We start from the raw sequence: 23,790 nt of genomic DNA on the forward strand, positions 1-23,790 counted from the left end.
CCTTGCAGATGCGACATTTCAAGCTCGAAAAACTTACTTAGATAACAATAATTAACCAATTATTTTGTAGGTTGTGAGCCGATAGACAAAAAAACCCAGCGTACATAACTGGGTCTTATAAAATCTTGAAGTTGATTTATGCAACTTGAGATTCAGAGTTGTTATTCGCCTTGATAAAAAATATTCCCATCACCAATAGGACAAAAGGCAGAACGTACAAATTTAAGTTCTGCCATCCTACGTTAGATTCCAACCAACCTGACAAAAGCGCAGTAACGGTGACGCAGCTGAACACGAAAAACTCATTAAACGCCTGCGCTTTACTCTTGTTCTTTGCTTCATAACTCTGGCTAAACAAGCTTGTGGCGGCGATAAACATGAAATTCCATCCAACCCCGAGTAAGATCAACGCGGTACTGAAATGCCAAATAGAAAGTCCATGCATGTTAATCGCAATACACGCAATAAACAGTACTCCACCAGCTAAGATCATCTTCTTCGCCCCAAACTTCTCGATCAAACTGCCCGTAAAGAAAGCAGGAACAAACATGCCCAAGACATGCCATTCAATCACACCAGCCGCTCTGGTGAAGTCAAAGCCACAACCAATCATCGCCAATGGAGTTGCTGTCATCAGAATATTCATGACAGCATAGGCAACCATCGCGGCTAGAACTGCGATCATAAAGTTAGGACGGCGAACAATGACTTTTAGCGAGTCTGTTTTTAAATGTGAATTCTGGGTGTGTGCCGGGGGGAATCGAATCGTTTGAAGCAAAATGAGGGCGGTAACATACAAACCAATCAATACAGCAAAAGCACTAATATACAGTCCATCGCTTGACCACTTTTGTGAATAGACAGCGAGGTTTGGCCCCAATACTGCGGCAAGTACCCCACCCGCCATGGAAATAGAAATTGCGCGGTGCCTCGCAGATTCATCACAAACTTCAATCGCAGCAAATCGATAGAGCGTACCAAACCCAATCCCTACACCTAATAAAAACGTAGAAGCACAAAACAAAGTGAAGTTTTCTAACGAAAGCGCATAAGTTGCTAATGAAGCGCCAAAGATGCCAATAACGTTACCCAAGCTAAAACCTAGACGACGCCCTAGTTTTCCCATAATTAAGGCAGCAGGAATCGTCGCTGACATTAAGCCTAGAAATTGCAACGCTACTGGCAGAGTAATCATGCTTGAAGAAGGAGCGATTTGCTTTCCGATGAGCGCGATGACTGAGATTAAGAGAATGTTCCCTGTCATTAATAAAGCTTGGCAAAGTGACAATAGCCAGACGTTTCTGTTCATCTCATTCCTTGAGTGTTTTTTAATCGATGCCCACACCATAACGGATTTAAAACTAAAACACATGACTTATGTGCAACACGTTTATTCTTGTTTTGGTTTAGTTGGATATAACCGATTTCATTCTATGTTTGCAGGACATTAAAAAAGCCAGCAAGTTGCTGGCTTTTATGAACACGAAATATTGATGCTTACTTAGCGCGACGAGCTTTTACAGCATCTGATAACTGACGAAGAACGGTTTCCGTATCTTCCCAACCAATACATGCATCTGTAATAGATTGGCCGTAGTTAGCGACTTTGCCGTCTACTAAGTCTTGGCGACCTTCAACAAGGTGAGACTCAATCATCACACCAAAGATTGCGTCTTCGCCGCCAGAAATCTGCTCTGAAACATCATCAGAAACCAGCATTTGACGCTTAAATTGCTTAGAGCTGTTTGCGTGGCTGAAGTCGATCATGACTTTCTTCGGCAGACCCGCAGCATCTAGCTCATCTTTGATTTGTGCTACATGAGACGCGCTGTAGTTTGGCTCTTTACCGCCACGTAAAATGATGTGACAGTCAGGGTTACCTGCTGTTTCTACGATTGCAGAGTGGCCGTATTTTGTCACTGATAAGAAGTGGTGAGATGCGCTTGCAGAGCGGATTGCGTCGCTAGCGATCTTGATGTTGCCATCAGTACCGTTTTTAAAGCCAACTGGGCAAGACAAACCTGACGCTAGCTCACGGTGTACCTGAGATTCGGTCGTACGTGCACCGATAGCACCCCAACTAATAAGGTCAGCGACATACTGTGGCGTGATCATATCTAGGAATTCACTTGCTGTAGGAAGGCCCATGTCAGTAAGGTCAAGCAACAGCTTACGCCCAATACGAAGACCATCATTCAGCTTGTAAGTATCATTTAGGTACGGGTCGTTGATTAGACCTTTCCAACCAACCGTTGTACGTGGCTTTTCAAAGTAAACACGCATGACCACTTCAAGTTGCTCACCTAATTCATCACGAAGCACTTTGAGCTTTTTGCCGTACTCGACAGCAGCTTCTGGATCGTGGATAGAACATGGACCAACGATCACAAGCAGACGGTCATCTTTACCTTCAAGAATATTGTGGATGGCATTACGACATTCAAAAGTGGTTGTGGAAGCAGTTTCGGTTGCCGGAAATTTCTCAAGCACTGCAACAGGTGGCAATAGCTCTTTTACTTTATTAATTCTTACATCATCAGTTTGAAACATTACTTCTACTTCCTAATTACTATCCCAGACCCACTAATTTGCCCAAACTTTACTCAGTGCAACATTGTTCACAAAGCAAGCAATAATAAGGGCTGTGGGCTTATTTAATTGTGTCAATGCAAGTAACTTATCGGCTTAGAAGAACAGTTGCAATCACTTTTTTTAAAAAATGCAAATTAACACTCTATGTTCAAAACAAAACACAGTGTAAATTTTAATGTACAGAAAAAGTTCAAAATAATCATATATTTTCCTGTAACTTTGAAAAAGTTGTCTACAATGTAAGAAATATCAGAAGTTTGTGAGGGAGTTCGCGACTAAAAGTGTAGCAAGATCTAAGATATTGTTGCTTGATGTTAAATTAAATGACTATTAAACTAATTTCTTATAACTACCTAGTTTTACTCAAATTGTTAAAACAAAGTAGAAATTAATATGCAATCAATACAAGGAAACACTATGAAAAAGTAGCAATTGCAGTAGCAGCAGTGGTAGCTGGTGGTTTAATTAACTCTGCTCAAGCTGAAATGTATATCGGGGGCAAAGTAGGCATGACTACACTAGATGATGCTTGCTATTTAAACAGCCCTTGTGATGATGATGCTTTCGGTGCCGGAATGCACATCGGTTACGACTTTACCGATATCATTGGTCTTGAGTACGGCGTTGATTACTTAGGTAACTACGAAGCTAACTTCAAGTCAGGGGCTAATACGGCTAACACAATTGATGGTGATCTATGGGCGCTAACGCTTGCACCTAAATTCAATTGGCACTTAAACGACACGTGGAACCTATTCGCGAAAGTCGGTGGTGCTTACATGATCTCTGGTGACGAGAAAGACATCGTTCCTACAGGTTCATTGGGTGCGGAATACACTATCGATAGAAACTGGAGCGTTCGTGCAGAGTACCAACGTTACCAAGATATTTCTGACGACGTTCTAGATGATATGGACGCTAACTTCTTCGGCATCGGCGTTAACTACAAGTTCGCAGCAGCACCTGTTGTAGCAGCAGTAGTAACAGAAGAGGTGATGGAAGAAGAACCAGTAATGATGACGAAGACGCACAAAGAAGAGTACGGTACAGGTACGTTTGAATTCGACAGTGCGACACTTACTGATTCAGTATCTGAGCGTCTAGACAACTTCGTTAACTTCTTGAACGAGTACCCACAAGCTCAAGTTGAAATCACTGGTTACACAGATAGCTCTGGTCCAGCAGCATACAACCAAAAACTGTCTGAGCGTCGTGCTCAATCTGTTGCAGATTACCTAATCGCAGCAGGTATCGATGCAGACCGATTCACAGTTAAAGGCATGGGTGAAGAGAACCCTGTAGCTGACAACAGCACTCACGAAGGTCGCGAGAAGAACCGTCGTGTTGAAGTTGTAGTTCCTGAGTTCCAATACGAAGAACTAGTTCAACCAGAATAAGAGTTACCGCTCTAATTTCTAGTCTAAGGGATGTTTCGGCATCCCTTTTTGTTTGCCTCTTATTTGTTCACTTCAGTACCATTTGCCGCTAAGACTCTCTCAACTCGCTCACTGTCTAAATCAAACTTCTTATTTGCTCCGTCATAACACTTCTGGTTCTAGCTCTTATGTCAAAGGCGACAGTTTAAGCTCATAGATTAAGGATTTGTTCAGCAAGACTTGACGGAGTTCAACGAAAAGCCGTGTGGCAGTTCTTCATGAGCCCCCTCCTCTCTCCCGTTGCTAACTAAAGCGTGATTCATAAATCCTCAGCTTTAGCACAAGCGCTCAAAAAGGTATTTATCAAAAGGTTTGGTTTACACCGCAAAATGATTAGATATAAAGACCAACAAAAAACCGCACCTGATCAGTGCGGTTTGACGAAACAAAGAAGAGAGCGTCTATAGCGAGAAGATCAAACCAAGATAATGGTCTGCCAACAAAGCAACAAATAAAGCGAGTAAGTGATAAATGGAGAATTTGAATGTTTCCATAGCGCTGTTTTGTTCAGGTGAGAACTTCAATTTCCACGCATGATACATAAAGCCAATGTTAAGAAGCAAAGAAGAGAAAAGATAAACCGAACCGACCATCCCCACCAGCACAGGCAGAATACAAACGAGCGTGAGTAAAACTGTGTACAGAAGAATCGAAGTTTTGGTGTACTCAATACCATGGGTGACCGGGAGCATTGGAATATCCACTTTTCGATAATCTTCGACTCGATGAATCGCCAATGCCCAGAAATGAGGTGGCGTCCATATAAAGATAATCATCACCAAAAGCCAAGCATGGGCGTGTAACTCTCCCGTAACTGCGGTCCATCCTAAAAGTGGCGGCATAGCACCTGCAATTCCAGCAATTACAATATTTTGTGGGGTCGCTCGTTTGAGGTACATGGTGTAAACCACCGCGTAACCGAGCAAGCTTAAAAACGTCATCCAAGCTGTTAACGGATTAACCAGTGCATACAAAAGTACAAAACCAACAACACCTAACGTAACAGCAAACAACGCGACTGATAACGGATTCGTGTCACCAGAAGGCAGAGGACGCTTATGAGTTCGGGCCATTCGCGCATCAATTCGGCGATCGATGAGATGATTAAACGCTGCCGCGGAGCCGGCCATTAAGCCAATTCCGATAAGGCCTATCGCCGCTTGTAGCCAAGGAAAACTGGCCACCGGCGCTAAGCTCATTCCGACAATGGCGGTAATCAACATAAGCGCGACGACTTTGGGCTTTGTTAGTTTTAAATAAGTTGACCCGAACTTTTTCTTACCACTTTCTAGAGGTAACGCGATTTCTTTACTCATAGCGAACTCCTTTCGCTTGATGACTCCAACGAGCTTTACCCTGCCATAGGTAGAACTGACTAACACAGATAAGTGAAAGCATGACCGCTGCGCCTAAATTGTGCGCGACTGCCGCATAGATAGGAAGTTGGAACACAACATTACTTACGCCCAATAGGATTTGGCAAACCAAAGCTAAGCCAATCCATACACCCAAGCGCTGAGAATGGTGTGAGTCTTGTTTTAATAGTAATACGCAGTAAATCAGCACAACACATGCGGTAATGATGGCACCAATACGATGGCTGACATGAATTGTCATTCGAGCTGGGTAATCTAGGACACCAAACTCATAGTTATCAAACCCTGTTTGCCAGAAAGAAAACGCCTCTTTCCAAGACAAGTAACTGGTCCAGTTCCCCTCACAAATCGGTAAAGCGGTGCACATAAGAGCGGCGTAGTTGGATGATGTCCAACCACCAAGCAAGACCTGTGTTAACACTACGCCAAAAGCGATCAAGGAAAAGGTTCTTACGTTTTTGGAAGATGGCGAAAAGTAGAGGCTGTTCTGAGACTTTATCTGACAATAGAACACCGCTTGGAGAGCAAGCAATGTAAATCCGCCCAGTAGGTGCAGCATTACAATTACTGGCATGAGTTTTAAAGTCACGGTCCACATCCCCAATGCTGCCTGACCAATAACTAAGACGCAGAGTAAAACCGGAATCGTCGCATCGACACGTTCAGCCCTAACGGCAACAATCGCCATCATCAAAATCACGAGCCCCAAGGTGCCCGCGAAATAACGATGAATCATCTCCAGCCAAGCCTTTCCCTGTTCCACTGCTCGTTCTGGAAATAATGCATTCGCTCGAGAAACTTCAGCATCGGTTTGAGGAACGAGTAATTGACCATAACATCCCGGCCAATCTGGGCACCCTAAACCCGCATCAGCAAGGCGTGTGTATGCACCTAGCATAATGACGACGAGGGTAAGACAAAGACTGAACTTAACTAAACGTTTTAACGCCATATCACTCTCTCCCTAACCTACACGTGATAACTTCAATAGTTTTCGTAGATCCGCCAAAACGTCTTTACTTAGTTGCACCAAATCCTCGTTGGCCTCCGGTGTATACGCCATCACAAGCTGTCCTAACGGATCAACGATCAGCATTTGGCCTGCTTGTACTTTTTCCGACAACGAATCATTCATTTGCATCACCATCATCTTTTCGCTCGTACTAGCTGCCTGCTTTGATGTCCAGATAACTGGGACGACTCGCTCTTGGTACTTGCCCAATGCAATATGACTCTGCTGCATGAGGTGAAGTTGTTGCTGACACTGTTCTTGGCAATCAGAAGGCAACACATAAGCCAATTGCCACCCTTTTTCACTCAGAGGCGATGTCTGCCCCAATTGTTCAAATGTGGTGTAAGGCTCCACCAGCTCACCTCTATTGGTCACACCTGTTTCGTACCAGCCTTGACTAAGCACTACTTTGGCAATAACGGCCGGGAGGGCAAAAAGAACAATGAGCGATAACAGTACAATTCTTCCTCTCGTGACTGCTGATGTCATATCTCACCTCCTTGTGAGCGTGAACTTTTGAACCATCGAATGAAGATCATCACCGTGATAAGCAGAAATGCTCCCGCCATAGCAAACCATTGAAAGGAATAACCAAAATGCTTAGCACTGGTTAATGGCAAAGGATTCCATGGGAAAGAATACGGCCATCGGACTAAATTATCTGGCTGAACAACGGTTGGCATTAATTCGACATTGAGTAACTGGCTCAGTTGATTAATGTTGAGGTTTTGCACGCGTATCGTATCGCCAACTTCTGCCATTAAGTCAGAACTCAAAAGGTTCATCGATTTACGATATAAACGCCCAGTAACCTCGTAAGGAGCTTGTAAAGTTTCCACTTTAGGTAGCACAGAGCGTGAAGCTTCCCCTTTGACAAACCCTAACTCTAGGAGGGTCAATGTGGTTGGGTCTTGCGTCAAGGAAACGACTTGAAACGCTAAATACCCCACTGCCCCTTCATACGTCTGGTTATCTAAAAGGATGACCGGAAGTGCCTCCGGCGTCACATTGGCTTTCACCTTAATGCCAATCACACTCTCCTCACGCCAATCATTGTTCTCCAGTACAGTGCGTATATCCTGATAAGGTGCGTTCGCTCTTGCCAAAATAGCTTGTTCTAAAAGCTGCTTTTCGTTACCGCGTTCGAGCTGCCAGAAGCCCAGTTTGACCAATAGAGAAAACACGACCACAGTTAAACAAACAGCAATCCAAACCCATTTCGATAACATCAAAAACGAAACCGGAGGTGCCATGTCCACCGTATTTCTGTTCAAATTAACGCTTGTTCTTTTGCTGCTTTTCATCATCTTTAACCTCGCAAAAGCGCTTATCGAAATGGTTCGCGAAGACCCAGAGGACTCATCGAAAAAAAGCAAACCAATGAGCCATTATCTCGGTCGTCGTGTCATGTTTTCTGCGTTAGTCGTGATACTCCTTCTGATTGCTCTAGGGGCAGGCTGGATCGCCCCTAACCCTCGTCCTTACTAGTTTTACAGGACATAAACAAAAACAAATAAACACAGCCAAACCACGTCTACAAAGTGCCAATACCAGCTACCCGCTTGGAACGCAAAATGGTTTTTAGGTGAAAAGTGATCCTTGGCGATGCGAAACAGCAATACGATGAGGAAGATGGTTCCGAGGCAAACGTGCAAACCATGGAAGCCCGTGAGCATAAAGAAGGTATTGCCATAAACGCCCGATTGCAGTGTCAGCCCAATATCTTGATAAGCATGAGCATACTCAACCGCTTGGTAGTAGAGGAAGAAACCCGCTAAGACAATGGTAATCTCCAACCAAACAATTAATGCTGTTCGCTTATCTTGTTCTAAGCTGATGTGTGCCATATGTAACGTAATCGAAGACAATAGCAGCAAAATCGTATTGGTTAATGGAATGCCTTGCCACGGCATTGCTTGGGTCGTATCACCACCCGGTGTGGTAGTGAGTGGCCATATCGCCTCAAAAGCTGGCCACAACACTTCATGAGTCATGACATTGTTATCTGCGCCACCTAACCAAGGCACGGAAATCATTCTTGCGTAGAACAGAGCACCAAAGAACGCACCAAAGAACATGATTTCTGAAAAGATGAACCAGCTCATCCCTTGTCGAAATGAACGGGTGATTTGCGCGCTGTATTTTCCGGTAAGGGACTCGGTGATAACGTTGCTGAACCACCCAGCCAACATGTAAAGCAAAAACAGCATACCAACCGCAAGAATAATGCCTCCTAGCGTCCCAACCGCACCGTCACTTTGAGTGCCTTGAACGGTCATTCCAGCACCGACAGCGACAAGAAATAACGCAAATGCCCCAACAATAGGCCAACTGCTTTGTGCGGGAACATAATAGGTGTCAGGCTTGTTACTCATGAGTTCTCTCCTTACAGACGCGCTTTGGTTTGAGGCGTTAAGGTCTGTTTCTCACTCCCTGAGAGGCTAGCTGTCGAAGACTCGCCCGATTGAGGAGGAAATTTGTAGAGTGTGTAAGACAAGGTCAATGTATGAATTGAATCCGGCACGTCCGGCTCAATGTAGAAAATCAAAGGCATACTCGCTTGTTGCTTACCTTCCAATGGTTGTTGATTAAAGCAAAAACACTCGATCTTATTGAAGTAAGCCGCACCAGTACCCGGCGATACGGAGGGCACAGCTTGACCTACTAAATTTTCACTGCTTTGATTAAGAGCAAGATATTCCGTTTGAATCACTTCGCCGGGATGAACATCCATGGATACAACTTTTGGTTTGAATTCCCAAGGCATGTCTGGACTGACGTGCGCCATAAATTCCACACGAATCGTTCTACTGATGTCCGCTTGCATGCCTGTTGGCTGAATCGCTGCAACCTCACTGGTTTTACCGTTAATACCCAATGCATCGCACATAATGTCGTAGAGTGGTACCAAGGCAAAACCGAAGCCGAACATCATTGCTGTCGCTAACAGCAACTTGATAGTGAGTTTCTTATTAGATGAATTACCTTGCATCTCGCTCACCTCACTCTTTTCTTAGTCGACTTTTGGCGGCGTTGTGAACGTGTGGTGTGGCGCTGGACTTGGTACTGTCCACTCTAGACCTTCTGCTCTCTCCCATGGCTTGGCTGGTGCTTTTTCACCACCACGGATGCATTTAATCACTAACCACAAGAAGATCAGTTGAGAGAGACCAAAGGCAAAGCCACCTATCGATACGATTTGGTTTATGTCCGCAAACTGGATGGCGTAATCAGGAATACGTCTTGGCATCCCCGCTAAACCCAAGAAGTGCATTGGGAAGAACAATACGTTGACCGAGATGATGGAACACCAGAAATGCCACAGACTCAGCTTGTGGTCATACATATTGCCCGTCCACTTCGGTAGCCAGTAATACGCCGCCGCCATAATCGAGAACACCGCACCAGATACCAAGACATAATGGAAATGTGCGACAACAAAGTAAGTATCATGGTATTGGAAGTCCGCAGGCACAATTGCCAGCATCAGACCTGAGAAACCACCTATTGTGAATAAGACAATAAACGCGATGGCAAATAACATCGGTGTCTCAAACGTCATTGCACCTCGCCACATGGTCGCCACCCAGTTAAACACCTTCACCCCAGTTGGTACCGCAATCAGCATGGTGCAATACATAAAGAAGAGTTCGGCGAATACTGGCATACCCGTGGTGAACATATGATGCGCCCACACTAGGAATGAAAGCAGCGCAATACTACAGGTAGCGTAAACCATCGAATGGTAACCAAACAGTTTCTTGCCGCTAAACGCAGGGATGATTGCCGAAACAATACCAAACGAAGGCAAGATCATGATGTACACCTCTGGGTGACCAAAGAACCAGAAGATGTGTTGGAACATCACCGGGTCACCGCCACCAGCGGCATCAAAGAAGCTGGTACCGAAGTATTTGTCGGTCAATACCATGGTCACCGCACCAGCTAATACGGGCATTACCGCGATCAGCAAGAATGCCGTGATTAGCCAAGTCCAAACAAACATTGGCAGCTTGAACCATGTCATGCCCGGTGCACGCATGTTTACAATAGTCACTATGACGTTAATAGCACCCATGATGGAACTGATACCCATGATATGGACTGAGAAAACAAACAACGCCGTACTGTCAGGACCGTAGGTTGTAGAAAGAGGCGCGTAGAAAGTCCACCCGAAATCAGGACCACCACCCGGTAAGAACAAAGAGCCGATCAAAATGAGGAAAGCAAAAGGTAAGATCCAAAAGCTCAAGTTGTTCATTCGTGGTAACGCCATATCTGGAGCGCCAATCATCATTGGGATCATCCAGTTAGCTAAGCCGGTAAACGCAGGCATGACGGCACCAAATACCATCACCAAACCATGCACGGTCGTCATTTGGTTGAAGAACTGAGGGTCAACCAATTGCAAACCCGGTTGGAACAACTCAGCGCGAATGATCATCGCCATCGCACCGCCAGTGAGGAACATGGCAAAACTAAACCATAAATAAAGCGTACCGATGTCTTTATGACTGGTGGAATAAAGCCAACGCGTTAGCCCTTTTGGTGTGTGATGATGACCGTGGTCGTCTTCAATCGCAATGGTGGTGTTTGCGGTCGTTTGCGCTTCTGCAGGAGCAGACTTCACCGCTTTTTCAATTGGCTTACTCATATTTCCTCCTTGGCACTTTCTTGTGCCTTAAAGGCGTTAACATCGGATGCTTGAACGGTATCGCCAGTGTCATTTCCCCAAGCATTTCGTTGATAGGTAATAACAGCAGCAATTTCTTGGTCGCTAAGTTGGTTAGCAAAAGCTTGCATCGCTGTCCCTGCACGTCCGTTCACTAATACGTCGATGTGAGCCATAACCGGGCCTTTAGCTATTTCGCTGCCTTTAATCGCCGGGAATGCGCCCGGAATGCCTTCACCATTGGCTTGATGGCACACGGCACAGCGCGCGGTGTAAATCGACTCGCCTTGTCCCATCAAGTCTTCCATTGAAAGGTCTTGCGTTAGTGCTTCTTGTGCAGCCGCTTTTTGTAATGCAATTTCTTGTTTCTTGTCTGCCATCCATTGGTCGAAATCGTCTTCCGCCATCGCATGAACGACAACCGGCATGAAACCATGTGCTCGACCACAAAGCTCTGCACACTGACCGCGATACACACCCGGTTCGTCAATCTTGGTCCAAGCTTCATTGATAAAGCCTGGAATCGTATCTTTCTTAACTGCGAAGTCAGGCACCCACCAAGAGTGGATTACGTCATCAGACGTCATTAAGAAACGAACTTTACGATTGATTGGTAAAACGAGCGGGTTGTCTACTTCGAGTAAGTAGTGCGCCCCTTTCGCTTCGATGCCATCAATTTCTTTCTGGCTGGTAGCAAGCAGGCTGAAGAATTCGACGTCCTCACCGAAGTAACTGTAATGCCACTTCCATTGGGAGCCCGTAATCTTCACAGTGAGGTCAGATTGACTGGTATCCTCCATCGCCACCAACGTTTTTGTTGCAGGAATCGCCATGGCAATGAGGATAATGACGGGAATGATGGTCCAGATAATCTCCACTTTGGTACTTTCATGGAAATTTGCCGCAACTGCCCCTTTTGACTTGCGGTGTCGGAAGATGGAATAGAACATCACACCAAACACCACAAAGGCGATGGCACAACAAATGTAGAAGATCAGCATATGTAATTCATACACTTGCTCACTGATCCCTGTGACACCTCTCGTCATGTTGTAATCGTTTTGCTCTGACCAACTGTACGAAGAAAATGTGATAAAAATCACATTCGTTAATAAGGCTAGAGTAGTCGCTAATCTTTTCAAAAGATCTCTCCTCTGCTCAGCCGCTGCGCTTGCGCGAGCTTCCTTGTTTCCCGATGCAAATATCGAACAAATTTACAAAAAATCACAAAAACTACGATTTCAATGCACTTTGTTATATTTATGTTAAAAGGCTAGTTATAGTTCAATAGTTCTTCAAGAAATAAAATGTGAATAAATTCTGTACAGAGAGAAAAATAAATTCGGTTTATCGATTGCCCTCTTTGAAATGTAATTGAGAACCATTTACATTAATAAAAAGAAAACATTGGGACACTTTCCTGATAAAAGTGTCTAAACAAGTAGGCTCCCCCTGCTAAGGAAAGATGAATATGACAACACAAATTACTCAATGGCTAGCACGAGATCCTGACCCAAAAACTCGTGAAGAGCTTCAGCACCTAGTCGATGCGAATAACGAACAAGAACTGACAGATCGATTTGGCTCACGCTTAGCATTTGGTACGGCAGGTCTGCGCGGTAAAGTTGGTGCTGGTCCAAATCGCATGAACCGTTTGGTGATTCAAGAGACAGCAACTGGTCTCGGTCACTATCTGATTGGACAAGTGAAAGACGCATCGTCTCGTGGTGTTGTTATTGGTTACGATGGTCGCCCAGATTCACAACAGTTCGCACACGATACAGCTTCCGTACTTACTGCTTTAGGCATCAAGGTTTACCTAACCTATAAAGTAGCGGCCACACCAATTGTTGCTTTTGGTGTTCGCGAGTTAAATGCAGCAGCTGCTGTGGTGGTTACCGCAAGCCACAACCCGCCTGAGTACAACGGCTTTAAAGTGTACTGGGAAAATGGCGCACAGATTATTCCACCGCACGATTCTGGTATTGCTGCAAAAATCGATGAAGCAACAACAAAACCGCTTCCTCTGATGTCACTGGACGATGCGAAAGAAAAAGGTTTGTTAGTTTGGCTCGAAGACGAGTACTACCAGACATACCGCAAAACAATGAACGACAATGCACTGCTAACACCGGACAGCAACACAGATATCTCGATTGTTTACACGGCAATGCACGGTGTCGGTGCGGACATGGCAGAAACGTTGCTCGCAGACGCTGGCTTTAAAAAAGTGGCAAGCGTTCCAGAACAGCGCGAACCGGATGGTACGTTCCCTACCGTAAACTTCCCGAACCCTGAAGAAGCAGGTGCAATGGACATGGTGATGGCGCTAGGTAAATCTGTCGATGCAGATATCGCTTGTGCGAACGACCCTGATGCAGACCGTTTTGCTGTGGCTGTAAAACGTCCAGATGGCGAATACCAGATGCTAACGGGTGACCAAGTGGGTTCATTGTTTGGTGACTACTTACTGCAAGCTCAACCAAACGCGCTTGTTGGTAATACCATTGTGTCTTCTCGACTATTGAGCAGCATTGCGAAAGCACACGGTGCAGAATACTACCAAACGTTAACTGGCTTTAAATGGCTAACCAACGTAGCAATGACACAAGAGACAGAAGCAAATCCGTTCCTATTCGCTTACGAGGAAGCACTGGGCTACACGGTAGGCAACAAGGTTTGGGATAAAGATGGCTTGTCAGCACTGGTCGCTTTCTCTCAATTGACAGGTAAATTGAAAGCACAAGGCAAAACGCTATGGGATAAGTTAGAAGAGTTATACCGCCAACACGGTTTCTACTTCAACGCGCAACGCAGTATTGCGCTTGACCCTAAATCTCCACCAATCGGTGACAAACTTCGCGCAAACCCACCGAAAGAGATCGCGGGTAAACGTATCGAAGTCATTGAAGATCTAAAGTCATCACTTCGCTTTGTGACCGATGGCCCAACAGAAGCGATTGACTTGCCTGCAAGTGACGTACTGGTTTACCACCTAGAAGACAAATCACGCGTGATTGTACGCCCTTCAGGTACTGAACCGAAGTTGAAGTGTTACTACGAAGTGATCAGCGACTTCCCTGCAGAGATGGATTACGCGCAAGCTAACCAAGCAGCAGAAGCGAAGATGAACGCATTGATCGAAGCACATCAACAAAGCTTGTAATTCGGGTTGATACATCGATTCTGTAACAACAGCAAATAACAAATCGCAAATAGTAAAAGAGGCGCATCGAGCGCCTCTTTTTTGTTTAATTCAAACCAAATCAAGCAATCTGTTTTTGCAGGAAATGTTTATCAATGCCTGCTGCTGGGTAACCTGAATACTGCCCTACTTTTTCAAAACCCAATTTCAAGTAAAAATCGAGTGCTTGAAAGCTATAAGTATCGAGGTACAAATGCGTGACTCCACGCGGTTTCACTTTTTCTTCCAGTAGAGAAATCAGTTTGCTTCCCAATCCCGAAGTGCGTGCCTCTGCATCTACCCAAAGATATTCAACGAACACGGTGTTATTGAACATCTCTCCCGTGAGTCCACCAATCACTTTGCCCTCGTCATTACGGGCAAAACAACCAATGGCATTTACATCACCATCCGGTAAATGCATGCGGTTATATGCTCGGATGCCATCACGGATAAAGTCGAGATCGTTTTGTTCTGGGTTGAGTTTAAATTCAAGTTTCATACTGCCACTCCTTGGAAATCAGTGTGATACTAAAACAAAAAGCCAGCGAGTGCTGGCTTTTGTTCAAAAATCTGATTGTTCCTACACACTACATCGCGAAGCTACTAAGCATCCACACCGCAAGGATTACGAACACCAAACCCATTAGCTTACCTTGGTACATGCGGAATTTATCGTTTTCCAATAACCCTTTACCCAATGTCCCCGCCAATGCAACTAACAAAATATTGAATAGTAAGCCTAAGACGTTTAGCAGCAAACCAAGTGCGAGCATTTGCTCACCCGACGATGCGGTAATGTTGCTAGAGACAAACTGAGGTAAAAACATCACGAAGAACACCAAGGCTTTCGGGTTCAGCAGGTTACTCATCAAAGCGCGTTGATAGTAAGTCGATGCCATTTTGTTTTTCTGGTCCAGCTCTGGCGCAGCAGAAACGTCCGCTCGTAGACAGTCCCAGCCCATTTTTAGTAAGTATGCGCCCCCCAGTAGATGAAGCACTTTTAATGCGATTGGGCTCATTGCAATCAAGGTCGACACGCCCATTGCTGCCAATAAGGTTAAGATCACACCGGATGTCGCGTTGCCCAAGCTCGCAAACAGACCAACTTTCTTACCATAGCTCATGCTAGAACTGGCAATCAGCAACATGTCAGGTCCAGGTAACAAAAGAAGTGCAACAACAGCAGTGAGATAAACAGGGAGTACAGATAAATCGATCATGGTGGAACTGGCTTTCTAAAACAGGCGGCGGATCTTATACCAATGAATAGATAACAACCAGACCAAATATCTAACCAAAGAGTAAAATTCAGAAAATAGAAAAGGTTTAATGTTAAATTTAAAAACAATTAACCTTTTTGGTGTTTATTTCTAATACCGATAGCAATTTTGTACAAAAATAAGCAGGATGGATCCGGTAGACTCCAAATGATGTGATGCCACGATTAATGCTTGCGCAGTTCGGAACAAGATGAAAGAAAAGAATAAGGAAATCGCGACTTTTAAGATTGCTCAAGAGCTCGGTGGCTTGGAGCTGCTCGACGCAAAGTACGAAAAACAGAATTTCTCTCGTCATAGCCATGAAGGCTACACCATCGGTGTGATTGAAAAAGGCGCGCAACAGTTCTTTCGTACTGGCGGCAACCACATCGCACCGCAAGACAGTATCATTCTTGTCAACGCCGACGAGGTGCATAATGGTCATTCAGCATCAGAAGGCGGTTGGGAATACAAAGCCATGTATCCCGTACCAGAGCAGTTTCAAACGCTTGGGGAAGAACTTGGCGCCCCCAATGTCGCGCAGCCCTACTTCCCCCAACCTGTCGTTTACGATCCGGAACTAGCTAATCAACTGCGATTAGTGTTCGATACTCTAGAGAAGTCCGATAACCGCTTATTAAGAGAGACACTTGTCTACGGTACGTTGGTCAAACTTGCCAGCAAGCACAGTACACATCGAGCCCCTCTTCAAGATGCGACTAAAGCGCAAAAGCAAGTACATCAGGTCAAAGAGTTTCTTGAAGACTTTCCTCAAGCCGATGTCTCTTTAGAAGAACTGGCGAAATTAGCGGGATTAAGTCCTTTTCATTTGTTGCGTGAGTTTCAAAAGCAGTTTGGTTTCCCACCGCACGCATTTCAGATTCAACAGAGGCTCAGAATGGCGAAAAAACTGCTCAAGCTAGGACAAAAGATTTCTGATGTTGCTCAAGAGTGTGGCTTTCACGATCAAAGCCATTTGCATCGTCACTTTAAAAAAGCCATGGGCGTAACGCCTGGGCAGTACATCAAGCATTGTTAGCAATTTTGTACAAGGCAGCGTGCTGAGGTCAGCCTACCTTAACAGCATGTTTTTCTATTTAAGTTGAAGTTATGGATACTACTTTGCCAACTCATCAAGACTCAAAATCCTCACTCTTTTTACAAGGCACCATCGCAATGATGCCATTGAGCATTGCTGTATTGCCTTGGGGATTACTAGCCGGCTCATTTGCCATCGATACTGGCTTACACCCTTTGGAAGGTCAGGCGCTTTCCGCCATTCTGTTTGCTGGATCCGCACAGCTTGTTGCCATGGGGATGATTAAAGCAGGCGCTGGCTTGACGACTATGTTGCTGACTACCTTTTTTATTACCTCTCGCCATTTTCTTTATAGCGTTTCGATGCGCAGTAAAATTTCGCCTTTGCCACTAAAATGGCGCCTTTCACTTGGCTTCTTACTCACGGATGAGCTATTTGCTATTGTCGGGCACCAATCCGATAAACAATTTGATCGATGGTACGCCCTTGGCGCTGGATTAAGCTTTTATCTCTTCTGGAACTTCGCAACGCTTGCTGGCATCGTCGCCGGTAGTTTGATACCTGAATTGAATGAGCTCGGATTGGAATTGCCGTTGCTGCCACCTTTATCGCGATTGTGGTGCCAACGATAAAAAGCATTCCCGTGTTATGCAGTGTGTTGGTGGCATTAGTTAGCTCAGTGGCGCTGAACTACTACCAAGTGGAAGGGAGCTTGATGTTCGCGAGCATTCTCGCCATGTTAACGGGCTATTTTGTAGAACAATTTACGACGAAAGCACCAAACATTGAGAATACACCGGAGGAGCGCCAATGATCTTTTTGTCTATCTTAGCCATGACAGCCTTGGTGTTCACCAGCCGTTATCTGTTCTTAGAACCGAAATTACCGCTTAGGTTGGGGGTAAGAACTCAGAAAGTATTGAGCTACGCAAGCCCTGCAGTACTCACCGCAATTTGGGCTCCAATTGTGTTTATGCCAGAGGGTGAACTTAGCGTCACATGGCAAAATCCATTCCTATTGGCAGCTCTATTAGCTGCTGCGATTGCGTACCTCACCAAGAATGTCTTGCTCACCACCATAGTAAGTATGGTCGCGTTCTTATTGCTTCGAATTTGGTTGTAAGCTCACGACTAAGTAGCTACCCACTCAATCTCTAACAAGGTGATGTCTCCACACTTCAAGCGCCCAAGGAAGACATCGCCTTGATGCACTTCTCCTACGCCCTTTGGTGTGCCTGTCATCACGACGTCGCCATCTTCTAGTGTTGTATAGCTCTTCAGCTCATCGAGAATATTTATTGGTGGGTAAAGCATCTGTTTAACGTGCCCTTTTTGAACATGAACACAGTTAATCAAAAGCTCTAAGTTGAGATCGTCTATATCGACACCTTGAAGAGAGTGGAATCGACTGAATACCGCTGAACCGTCAAACGCTTTGGCGCGCTCCCACGGCAATCCTTTTTCTTTGAGGTTAGATTGTAAGCCGCGTTTGGTCAGATCTAAGCCGAGCCCTACCGCAGTGTATTGACCATTTTTGATCAGAAAGCAGATTTCTGCTTCGTAATGCAAAGGCTCTTGATGAAATGAGGTGAGTTTGGTTGAAACGGAAGTCGCTGGTTTATTAAACACCACCATTTGCTCTGGCATGGCATTATTGAGCTCTTGAATATGCTCAACGTAGTTACGTCCAACACACAGAACTTTACCAACTTTGACTTTCTTCTCTTCAACCTGAATGACGCTCATTGCTCTTCCCTGCAAAACAAAACGCACATGATAATCTAACTGATTGACTTGCCCACACTAGTTCCCACTCTTGAATGTTAAAAACAAGACATTCAGCCCGTTTTGTTCTCACACTCATAAAGACGAACCTATCTCGTTTATCAAACAACAGATATGAAAAAAGCCAGCACGAAGCTGGCTTTTATAGTAACTAGGACAGGTTACTATTATAGGTAGTAACGAGCACCAAGTGCCCATTTGTCGTCTGCATCGTCACCATCGATCAGATCGAATTGGTAACCTGCGTAACCAACAAACTTAGAAGTGAAGTTGTATTCAGCTTGAATAGCCATTTCTTCACGTGCAGTTTCAGTCTTAGCACCGCTGCGTACTTTACCTTCAACCATTTCGTAGTTGATGCTTAGGTTTAGGCTGCTTGGTAGAGCGTATGCTAGAAGCGCTTCGTACGCATCGCTTTCAGCTAGACGTTGTGAACCGTTGAAGTTCATGTTTTCGTTTGAACCGTATACTGCGGCAATGTATAGGCCTTGACCGTATGAACCGTATGCCGCAGATACTAGGTGAGATTCAGCTGACTCTGAACGTACACCTGTATTGATATCGCCACCGTTGTACGTGTAACCGATTTTCGCGCCCATGATTGCGTAAGAAAGTGCAACTTGCATGCGGTCATCGTATTCTGCACCGTCAGTCTTAGCACCTTGCCAACCTAGACCGAAGTTGATTGCACCAGCTTCACCTAGCTCGATTGCATTGCGGTAAGAAAGCATCTTGTCCGCACGACCAGTACCTAGGTTACCGTGGTCATCGTAGATAAAGTCGTTCGCAAACGCGATTGGCATATCAGCAACACCAGCTACGTCGTAGTAAGGTGCCCATTGAGTACCACCAACTGCACGGCCGTATACGTCGTGAGTTAGGCCTAGGTAGCCAAGACGAGTAGTGAATGTTTCTTCACCGCCATCTAGGTAGTTTAGAGCCCACTCACCACGAGCGTCAGCTGTGAAGCCGTTGCCTAGGTCTTGAGTTGCTGTGAAGTTGATACGTGGAGAGTTAGTACCTACATCTGTGTCGCCTTGCTCAGAACCGTTTAGGTTAACTGAAACGTGACCACCGATAGAGAAAGTAGTGCCGTCGTTGTTGTAAAGCTCCACTGCTACTGCTTGTGTACCAAATGTTGCTGCTGCGATCGCTGCTGCTAGGAATTTTTTGTTCATTATAAAATCCGTGTATTTATGCATTAGTTTATAAGTCAGTCTTATACAAAAGTGGATTGGGGCATCTCTTCCACCAATGTCGCGTCACTTTTGCTTAACAACTGCTAATCAATGTATTTCAGAAGTTCCCAAGAGCAGAGTGAAAAGATGTAATAAAAAAGAAAAATGGCAAACGTTTAGCTCGAATCAATACACAAATTTGGAAAACAACACCTAAAAACAGAAACATTTTGTTACAACTATGAAGAAACACCAAGCATAAGTCATTGTTAAACGGTCAGATAGTCGAATATTTGAGAAACCCAATGTTACATTTCGGGTAAAGAAATATGATTAGGAACTTTTTTAAAAACACACTGTCAATTAGGTAAGACAGAAACATCAAAAAAGATAAAAAGCCCTTTCCTCTTATTTTCATGAATAGGAGAGTATTCATGCATTTGAAATAAAAATGCAATGGAATCATAACTTAACAGAAATCTATCTTTCATTTTCGCGGTTTACCTTAAGCGTCATCGACACAAATCGAGCAAGTAAGCTCATCGATTACAACTAGGGTAATAAGAAAATGAAAAAGGCAGCACTAACTACTGCAGTTCTAACAGCATTGGTATCATCACCATCTTTCGCAGCAACAGTTTACAAAGACGACGGCACTGAATTAAAAGTTGGTGGTCGTGTTGAATTTCGTGGTGACTTCATCGGTTCAGACGGTGCTGAAATCGATGGCTCTATGGAAGATGCATCACGTGCACGTTTAAACCTAAAAGGTAAGACAGAAATCGGTAACGGTCTTTCAGCTTTTGGTGTTTACGAAGCAGAACAAAAAACAGGTAAAAGTGAGTTTAAAAACCGTTACATGTACGCTGGTGTGAGTGCTGATGCAGGTGATTTTTCGGTAGGTCGCCAAGACATGGCTGCTGTTATCATCTCTGATATGACGGATATCACTGAGTTCTCAGGTGTTCAACAAGTTATTGATTCATCTTCTGATAAGCAAGACAGCGTATTCGCTTACCGTGGCGAATTTGATGCTCTGCAAGTTCAAGCAACTTACCAAGCTAACTCTGGTGACAGCCAAGACAAATACGGCATCTCTGGCCTTTACTCTCTACCAATGGGTCTAGACCTAGGTCTTGCTTACTCTGGTGGCGATGTAGATAAAGATAACTCAGAAGATCAAATTCTTGGTGGTATCGCCTACTCTCTAGAAAACCTTTACCTTGCAGGTACATACTCACAAGGTGCACTAGACGATTCTGAAGACTTCACCGCTTACGAAATTGCAGCAAGCTACAAACTAGCAAGCAAGTTCACTGTTGTTGGTCTTTACACGTACCAAGAAAACGATCCAAATGGTGGCGCAAAATACGATGCTCTTGATGGTTTTGAGCTAGTCGGTTACTACAAGCTTAACAGCAACTTCCGTACTTACCTTTCTTACTACATGAACCAACTCGACGAAGAGAAGGATGCAGAAGGTAAAGTGATTCAAGGCGAAGACACACTACGTCTAGGCGTACGTTACGACTTCTAATAAAAACTTGTCCTAATAGCGAGTCTTTTGGCCGGCACTATTGTGTCGGCTTTTTTGCTCGCATTAACTAACAAAGAACTTGCCCTCTTTTAATGCACCAAATCCCGAAGTTAGTGCATTTCCTCTAGTTACTCTCAGGCAACACCACTCTAGCCCTTTAAAATCAATAGATTAAAAGTTGGCACACTAGCTGCAATACTTAGATCGAGCAAATGCATGGCAGCGTTTGTGCTTCTCGTTCTTTGTACCTACTTCGGTAGGCACGTCCTTTGAATTGGTAATGTCGCCTCCCTCTGGGAGGCATTTTTTTATTGGCTACCTACAGATTAGGACGTATGATTCTGATAATTCTTTAAAACCGGAAATATCCAATTGAATCATCATCCTGCCCAAGGGGCATCTTGGATGCTTACCGCAGGTTTGGCATTCGCCATCGTCAATAGTTTTGCTCAAGTTGCGAGCATTCACTTTGGTGTGTCATCCACCACATTTGCACTCTTCCAGTACGCCATCGCATTTTTCGCTATCTTGCCTTACTTGCGAACCTTAGGTATCCGCCAATCTCTGCGCACGAATCATTTTGGTTGGCACGCATTACGTATCTTCTTAGCGGTTATTGGTATTCAACTTTGGTTGTGGGCGCTCGCTTATCCCGTCCCGATTTGGCAAGGTATTGCGTTGCTAATGACCTCTCCTCTTTTTGCTACCGTTGGCTCAGGCCTGATTCTTAAAGAGAAAGTGGGAATCGCTCGTTGGATTGCGACACTAACAGGCTTTATTGGCGCGATGATCATCCTTGAGCCATGGTCAGACTCCTTCACATGGGCAACCTTGCTTCCTGTTGGCGCAGCGTTTTTCTGGGCTTCTTATTCTTTGATGGTGAAGAAACTATCAGTGAACGATCCTCCTTCCACTATGGTGGTCTATCTGCTTCTACTGATCACACCATTTAATATCTTGCTCGCCGTTCCGACTTTCGCAATGCCAGAAGGTTGGAGTATCTGGGGGATTTTGGTTGCAGCAGGTGTACTGACTGCACTTGCACAGTGGGCGGTTGTTAAAGCTTATGCCGTAGCGGATGCATCTTTTGTACAACCCTTTGACCATGCAAAGTTACCACTTAATGTATTTGCTGGCTGGTTAGTGTTTAACTGGGTTCCACCGGGTCGACTATGGCTTGGGGCCGCAATCATTATCGGCTCGATTGCTTTCATTACTCATTGGGAAGCAAAAAAAAGAAAGTAATTTGAAAGAAATATTTGGGTTTTGGGTTCTATATTTTCAGGAAAGGAAATGAGGAGCATCTTATGACACAGCCAATCAAAATTACATTGTATCGTTGGGCGGGAAGCTGGGGACCGTTTAAAGTAAACATCCCATGTGGCGAATGCACACTAACAAAAGACATTCTTGCAGATACGTTTGAGAACGAATTAGCAGACGTACCTGTCGAGCTTGAAGTGAAAGATTGGTTGTCTCACTGGTGGGAACCGTTGAAGCTTGGTGCTTGGCACGCCCCTATCCTAGTTGTTGAAGGCAAAGTCGTCAGCCAAGGGGAAGCGCTAAACAGAGGTGTGCTTGTCCAGTCTGTTATTGCTGAATGGACCAAACGAGACCAACTTCAAGGCAACATCGTTTATGGTAAAGCGACCTGCCCTTACTGTGTAAAAGCCAAAAAGCTGCTTGATGAAGCGGGAGTGGAATACAAATACCATGACGTTGTAAAAGACAGTGCAGCACTTTATCGCATGATCCCAGAAGTAAAAACGATCATCGGAGAGAAAACTCCAGTCACTGTCCCACAAATTTGGTTAGATGGTCAGTACATCGGAGGCGCCGATAACTTGGAAAAGTGGTTAGCGGAAAAGGGATTGGATAGTGTGCCAGATAACGTGCTTGAGATCCCAAGCCAAACAGCTTAGAGCTCCGAATTCAAAAACCGATACCTAGAATGCAAAAAGCCCCGACATGATGTTGGGGCTTTTCTTATTAATTCGCTAGCTTTTTCATAACGCGAGCAAACATAGAAGGCTTTTTCTTCTTCGCTTTACCGTAAAGCGCTTTGTGCATCGCATCTTTGGCAATCATTTGGCCAAAGTAAACACCACCAAGTTCGTAACCCATGACCTTCTCCTAAGAAGTAATTGACTGGTTTATGTTGTAATTTTACACCATAAAAACCACAAAACAAGACTTGGGTCACAATTATTTTGTAATTTACTTACATAATTTTTTATCCTAGCGAATCAGAACGGTAATTAACGCTTAGGCTGTTGGTACGTTTTACCTGCTGCTTTGTACGTGTCTTTTGGTTTGATCTCAAAGAAAGTCTCAAAGAACCAAGCTGCGAATTTGATCAGGTGATCACCTTCATTCATTACATGTTCAACGAATTCTTTCTCTTCACCCGATTCATCGGCTTGAACCGTGATGTGGTAGATACGTTTTTCGCCTTCTACTTCAGCAAGACCAAATTGACCAGTCAGTGATTCAGCCGCTTGCGCTACTTCCTCTTCCTCACACGCTTTTAATAGCTCTAGCGCTTGAGGCAGGTTTTCTTTTTGACAGATTTCTTTTAGCAGTGCTTCAAATTCGTTTTGTTGCATGATTTCACCTAACGATTAACGGGTGTTGTCGAACGCTCACTTCCATAAGCCAAGTGTAGGTAACGACACAATAATTGGTTGCGCATTTTAGAGAGGAGCTTAAATGCTTGCA

At 44.6% G+C, this 23,790-nt stretch carries 24 protein-coding genes and 1 pseudogene; 9 read left to right on the top strand and 16 right to left on the bottom strand.

Annotation, left to right across the window (positions count from 1 at the left end):
- Positions 1-136: 136 nt before the first annotated feature.
- Together KJB05_RS24885 and aroG are read right to left on the bottom strand one after the other, a co-directional pair.
- Positions 137-1,309: an MFS transporter gene (locus tag KJB05_RS24885; protein WP_208444876.1), complete on the bottom strand. Its 1,173-nt coding sequence runs from the start codon at positions 1,307-1,309 to the stop codon at positions 137-139.
- Between the two features lie 188 nt (positions 1,310-1,497).
- Positions 1,498-2,550 carry a 3-deoxy-7-phosphoheptulonate synthase AroG gene (aroG, locus tag KJB05_RS24890; RefSeq protein WP_009706150.1) on the bottom strand — a complete coding sequence of 351 codons (1,053 nt, stop codon included), beginning with the start codon at positions 2,548-2,550 and terminating at the stop codon, positions 1,498-1,500.
- A gap of 440 nt (positions 2,551-2,990) precedes the next feature.
- Between aroG and KJB05_RS24895 the strand changes: the two genes are divergently transcribed.
- On the top strand, positions 2,991-3,989 hold the full coding sequence (locus tag KJB05_RS24895; RefSeq protein ID WP_213053134.1) for an OmpA family protein: 999 nt from the start codon (positions 2,991-2,993) through the stop codon (positions 3,987-3,989).
- Between the two features lie 440 nt (positions 3,990-4,429).
- Here KJB05_RS24895 and cyoE read toward each other — a convergent pair whose 3' ends face one another.
- Genes cyoE through KJB05_RS24915 form a run of 4 tightly spaced genes read right to left on the bottom strand, consistent with a single transcriptional unit; the run spans position 4,430 to position 7,669 of the window.
- Positions 4,430-5,344 carry a heme o synthase gene (cyoE, locus tag KJB05_RS24900; RefSeq protein ID WP_208444875.1) on the bottom strand — a complete coding sequence of 305 codons (915 nt, stop codon included), beginning with the start codon at positions 5,342-5,344 and terminating at the stop codon, positions 4,430-4,432.
- Positions 5,337-6,356 carry a COX15/CtaA family protein gene (locus KJB05_RS24905; protein WP_208444874.1) on the bottom strand — a complete coding sequence of 340 codons (1,020 nt, stop codon included), beginning with the start codon at positions 6,354-6,356 and terminating at the stop codon, positions 5,337-5,339. Before KJB05_RS24905 ends, cyoE begins: the two co-directional genes overlap by 8 nt.
- Before the next feature lie 12 nt (positions 6,357-6,368).
- Entirely contained in the window at positions 6,369-6,905 is a 537-nt protein-coding gene (locus KJB05_RS24910) for a cytochrome oxidase biogenesis cluster protein (RefSeq protein WP_208444873.1), read from the bottom strand.
- A complete protein-coding gene (locus KJB05_RS24915) occupies positions 6,902-7,669 on the bottom strand; it encodes an SURF1 family protein (protein WP_208444898.1) in 768 nt (255 codons plus the stop codon). Before KJB05_RS24915 ends, KJB05_RS24910 begins: the two co-directional genes overlap by 4 nt.
- On the opposite strand from KJB05_RS24915, the gene KJB05_RS24920 reads away from it, so the two are divergent.
- The gene (locus tag KJB05_RS24920) at positions 7,668-7,904 is read left to right on the top strand and encodes a DUF2909 family protein (RefSeq protein ID WP_039841456.1); all 237 of its coding nucleotides are present in this window, start codon (positions 7,668-7,670) and stop codon (positions 7,902-7,904) included. The two genes, KJB05_RS24915 and KJB05_RS24920, sit on opposite strands and share 2 nt — an antisense overlap.
- Positions 7,905-7,906: 2 nt before the next feature.
- Here the strand turns inward: KJB05_RS24920 and KJB05_RS24925 are convergent, their stop codons facing one another.
- Genes KJB05_RS24925 through coxB form a run of 4 tightly spaced genes read right to left on the bottom strand, consistent with a single transcriptional unit; the run spans position 7,907 to position 12,230 of the window.
- Positions 7,907-8,791, bottom strand: coding sequence for a cytochrome c oxidase subunit 3 (locus KJB05_RS24925; RefSeq protein ID WP_039841457.1), 885 nt, complete (start codon positions 8,789-8,791; stop codon positions 7,907-7,909).
- Positions 8,792-8,802: 11 nt separating this feature from the next.
- A complete protein-coding gene (locus tag KJB05_RS24930) occupies positions 8,803-9,408 on the bottom strand; it encodes a cytochrome c oxidase assembly protein (protein WP_208444872.1) in 606 nt (201 codons plus the stop codon).
- A gap of 21 nt (positions 9,409-9,429) precedes the next feature.
- A complete protein-coding gene (gene ctaD, locus KJB05_RS24935; RefSeq protein WP_208444871.1) occupies positions 9,430-11,070 on the bottom strand; it encodes a cytochrome c oxidase subunit I in 1,641 nt (546 codons plus the stop codon).
- Entirely contained in the window at positions 11,067-12,230 is a 1,164-nt protein-coding gene (gene coxB / locus KJB05_RS24940) for a cytochrome c oxidase subunit II (RefSeq protein ID WP_171371631.1), read from the bottom strand. The genes ctaD and coxB overlap by 4 nt, the downstream gene beginning before the upstream one ends.
- Before the next feature lie 329 nt (positions 12,231-12,559).
- On the opposite strand from coxB, the gene KJB05_RS24945 reads away from it, so the two are divergent.
- Positions 12,560-14,254: a phospho-sugar mutase gene (locus KJB05_RS24945; protein WP_208444870.1), complete on the top strand. Its 1,695-nt coding sequence runs from the start codon at positions 12,560-12,562 to the stop codon at positions 14,252-14,254.
- Positions 14,255-14,354: 100 nt separating this feature from the next.
- Here the strand turns inward: KJB05_RS24945 and KJB05_RS24950 are convergent, their stop codons facing one another.
- Both KJB05_RS24950 and KJB05_RS24955 read right to left on the bottom strand, forming a co-directional pair.
- A complete protein-coding gene (locus KJB05_RS24950; RefSeq protein ID WP_208444869.1) occupies positions 14,355-14,774 on the bottom strand; it encodes a GNAT family N-acetyltransferase in 420 nt (139 codons plus the stop codon).
- A gap of 88 nt (positions 14,775-14,862) precedes the next feature.
- Positions 14,863-15,495, bottom strand: a complete 633-nt coding sequence (locus KJB05_RS24955; protein WP_020194801.1) for a LysE family translocator — start codon at positions 15,493-15,495, stop codon at positions 14,863-14,865.
- Between the two features lie 250 nt (positions 15,496-15,745).
- Here KJB05_RS24955 and KJB05_RS24960 point away from each other — a divergent pair, with 250 nt between their 5' ends.
- From KJB05_RS24960 to KJB05_RS24970, 3 genes and pseudogenes are all read left to right on the top strand, one after another.
- Positions 15,746-16,573, top strand: coding sequence for an AraC family transcriptional regulator (locus KJB05_RS24960; RefSeq protein WP_078609788.1), 828 nt, complete (start codon positions 15,746-15,748; stop codon positions 16,571-16,573).
- Positions 16,574-16,644: 71 nt separating this feature from the next.
- Positions 16,645-17,387: pseudogene (locus KJB05_RS24965) on the top strand (AzlC family ABC transporter permease).
- On the top strand, positions 17,384-17,695 hold the full coding sequence (locus KJB05_RS24970) for an AzlD domain-containing protein (RefSeq protein ID WP_005435565.1): 312 nt from the start codon (positions 17,384-17,386) through the stop codon (positions 17,693-17,695). Before KJB05_RS24965 ends, KJB05_RS24970 begins: the two are co-directional and overlap by 4 nt.
- A gap of 8 nt (positions 17,696-17,703) precedes the next feature.
- Here the strand turns inward: KJB05_RS24970 and KJB05_RS24975 are convergent, their stop codons facing one another.
- Together KJB05_RS24975 and KJB05_RS24980 are read right to left on the bottom strand one after the other, a co-directional pair.
- A complete protein-coding gene (locus tag KJB05_RS24975) occupies positions 17,704-18,318 on the bottom strand; it encodes a fumarylacetoacetate hydrolase family protein (protein ID WP_208444868.1) in 615 nt (204 codons plus the stop codon).
- A gap of 206 nt (positions 18,319-18,524) precedes the next feature.
- Positions 18,525-19,535 carry a porin gene (locus KJB05_RS24980; RefSeq protein ID WP_208444867.1) on the bottom strand — a complete coding sequence of 337 codons (1,011 nt, stop codon included), beginning with the start codon at positions 19,533-19,535 and terminating at the stop codon, positions 18,525-18,527.
- A gap of 568 nt (positions 19,536-20,103) precedes the next feature.
- On the opposite strand from KJB05_RS24980, the gene KJB05_RS24985 reads away from it, so the two are divergent.
- The 3 genes from KJB05_RS24985 (at position 20,104) to KJB05_RS24995 (ending at position 22,994) form a co-directional block, all read left to right on the top strand.
- Positions 20,104-21,072, top strand: a complete 969-nt coding sequence (locus KJB05_RS24985) for a porin (protein WP_208444866.1) — start codon at positions 20,104-20,106, stop codon at positions 21,070-21,072.
- 405 nt (positions 21,073-21,477) lie between these two features.
- On the top strand, positions 21,478-22,317 hold the full coding sequence (locus tag KJB05_RS24990) for a DMT family transporter (RefSeq protein ID WP_050567667.1): 840 nt from the start codon (positions 21,478-21,480) through the stop codon (positions 22,315-22,317).
- 62 nt (positions 22,318-22,379) lie between these two features.
- Positions 22,380-22,994: a glutaredoxin gene (locus KJB05_RS24995; RefSeq protein ID WP_208444865.1), complete on the top strand. Its 615-nt coding sequence runs from the start codon at positions 22,380-22,382 to the stop codon at positions 22,992-22,994.
- 67 nt (positions 22,995-23,061) lie between these two features.
- On the opposite strand, the gene KJB05_RS28915 is transcribed toward KJB05_RS24995, so the two are convergent.
- Together KJB05_RS28915 and KJB05_RS25000 are read right to left on the bottom strand one after the other, a co-directional pair.
- The gene (locus tag KJB05_RS28915; RefSeq protein ID WP_009706169.1) at positions 23,062-23,196 is read right to left on the bottom strand and encodes a hypothetical protein; all 135 of its coding nucleotides are present in this window, start codon (positions 23,194-23,196) and stop codon (positions 23,062-23,064) included.
- Positions 23,197-23,330: 134 nt separating this feature from the next.
- Complete coding sequence (locus KJB05_RS25000) at positions 23,331-23,678, bottom strand: hypothetical protein (RefSeq protein ID WP_005435558.1); 348 nt, start codon at positions 23,676-23,678, stop codon at positions 23,331-23,333.
- Positions 23,679-23,790 lie beyond the last annotated feature (112 nt).

The organism is Vibrio sp. B1ASS3 (assembly GCF_905175355.1).
In the GTDB taxonomy this organism is placed as follows: domain Bacteria; phylum Pseudomonadota; class Gammaproteobacteria; order Enterobacterales; family Vibrionaceae; genus Vibrio; species Vibrio owensii.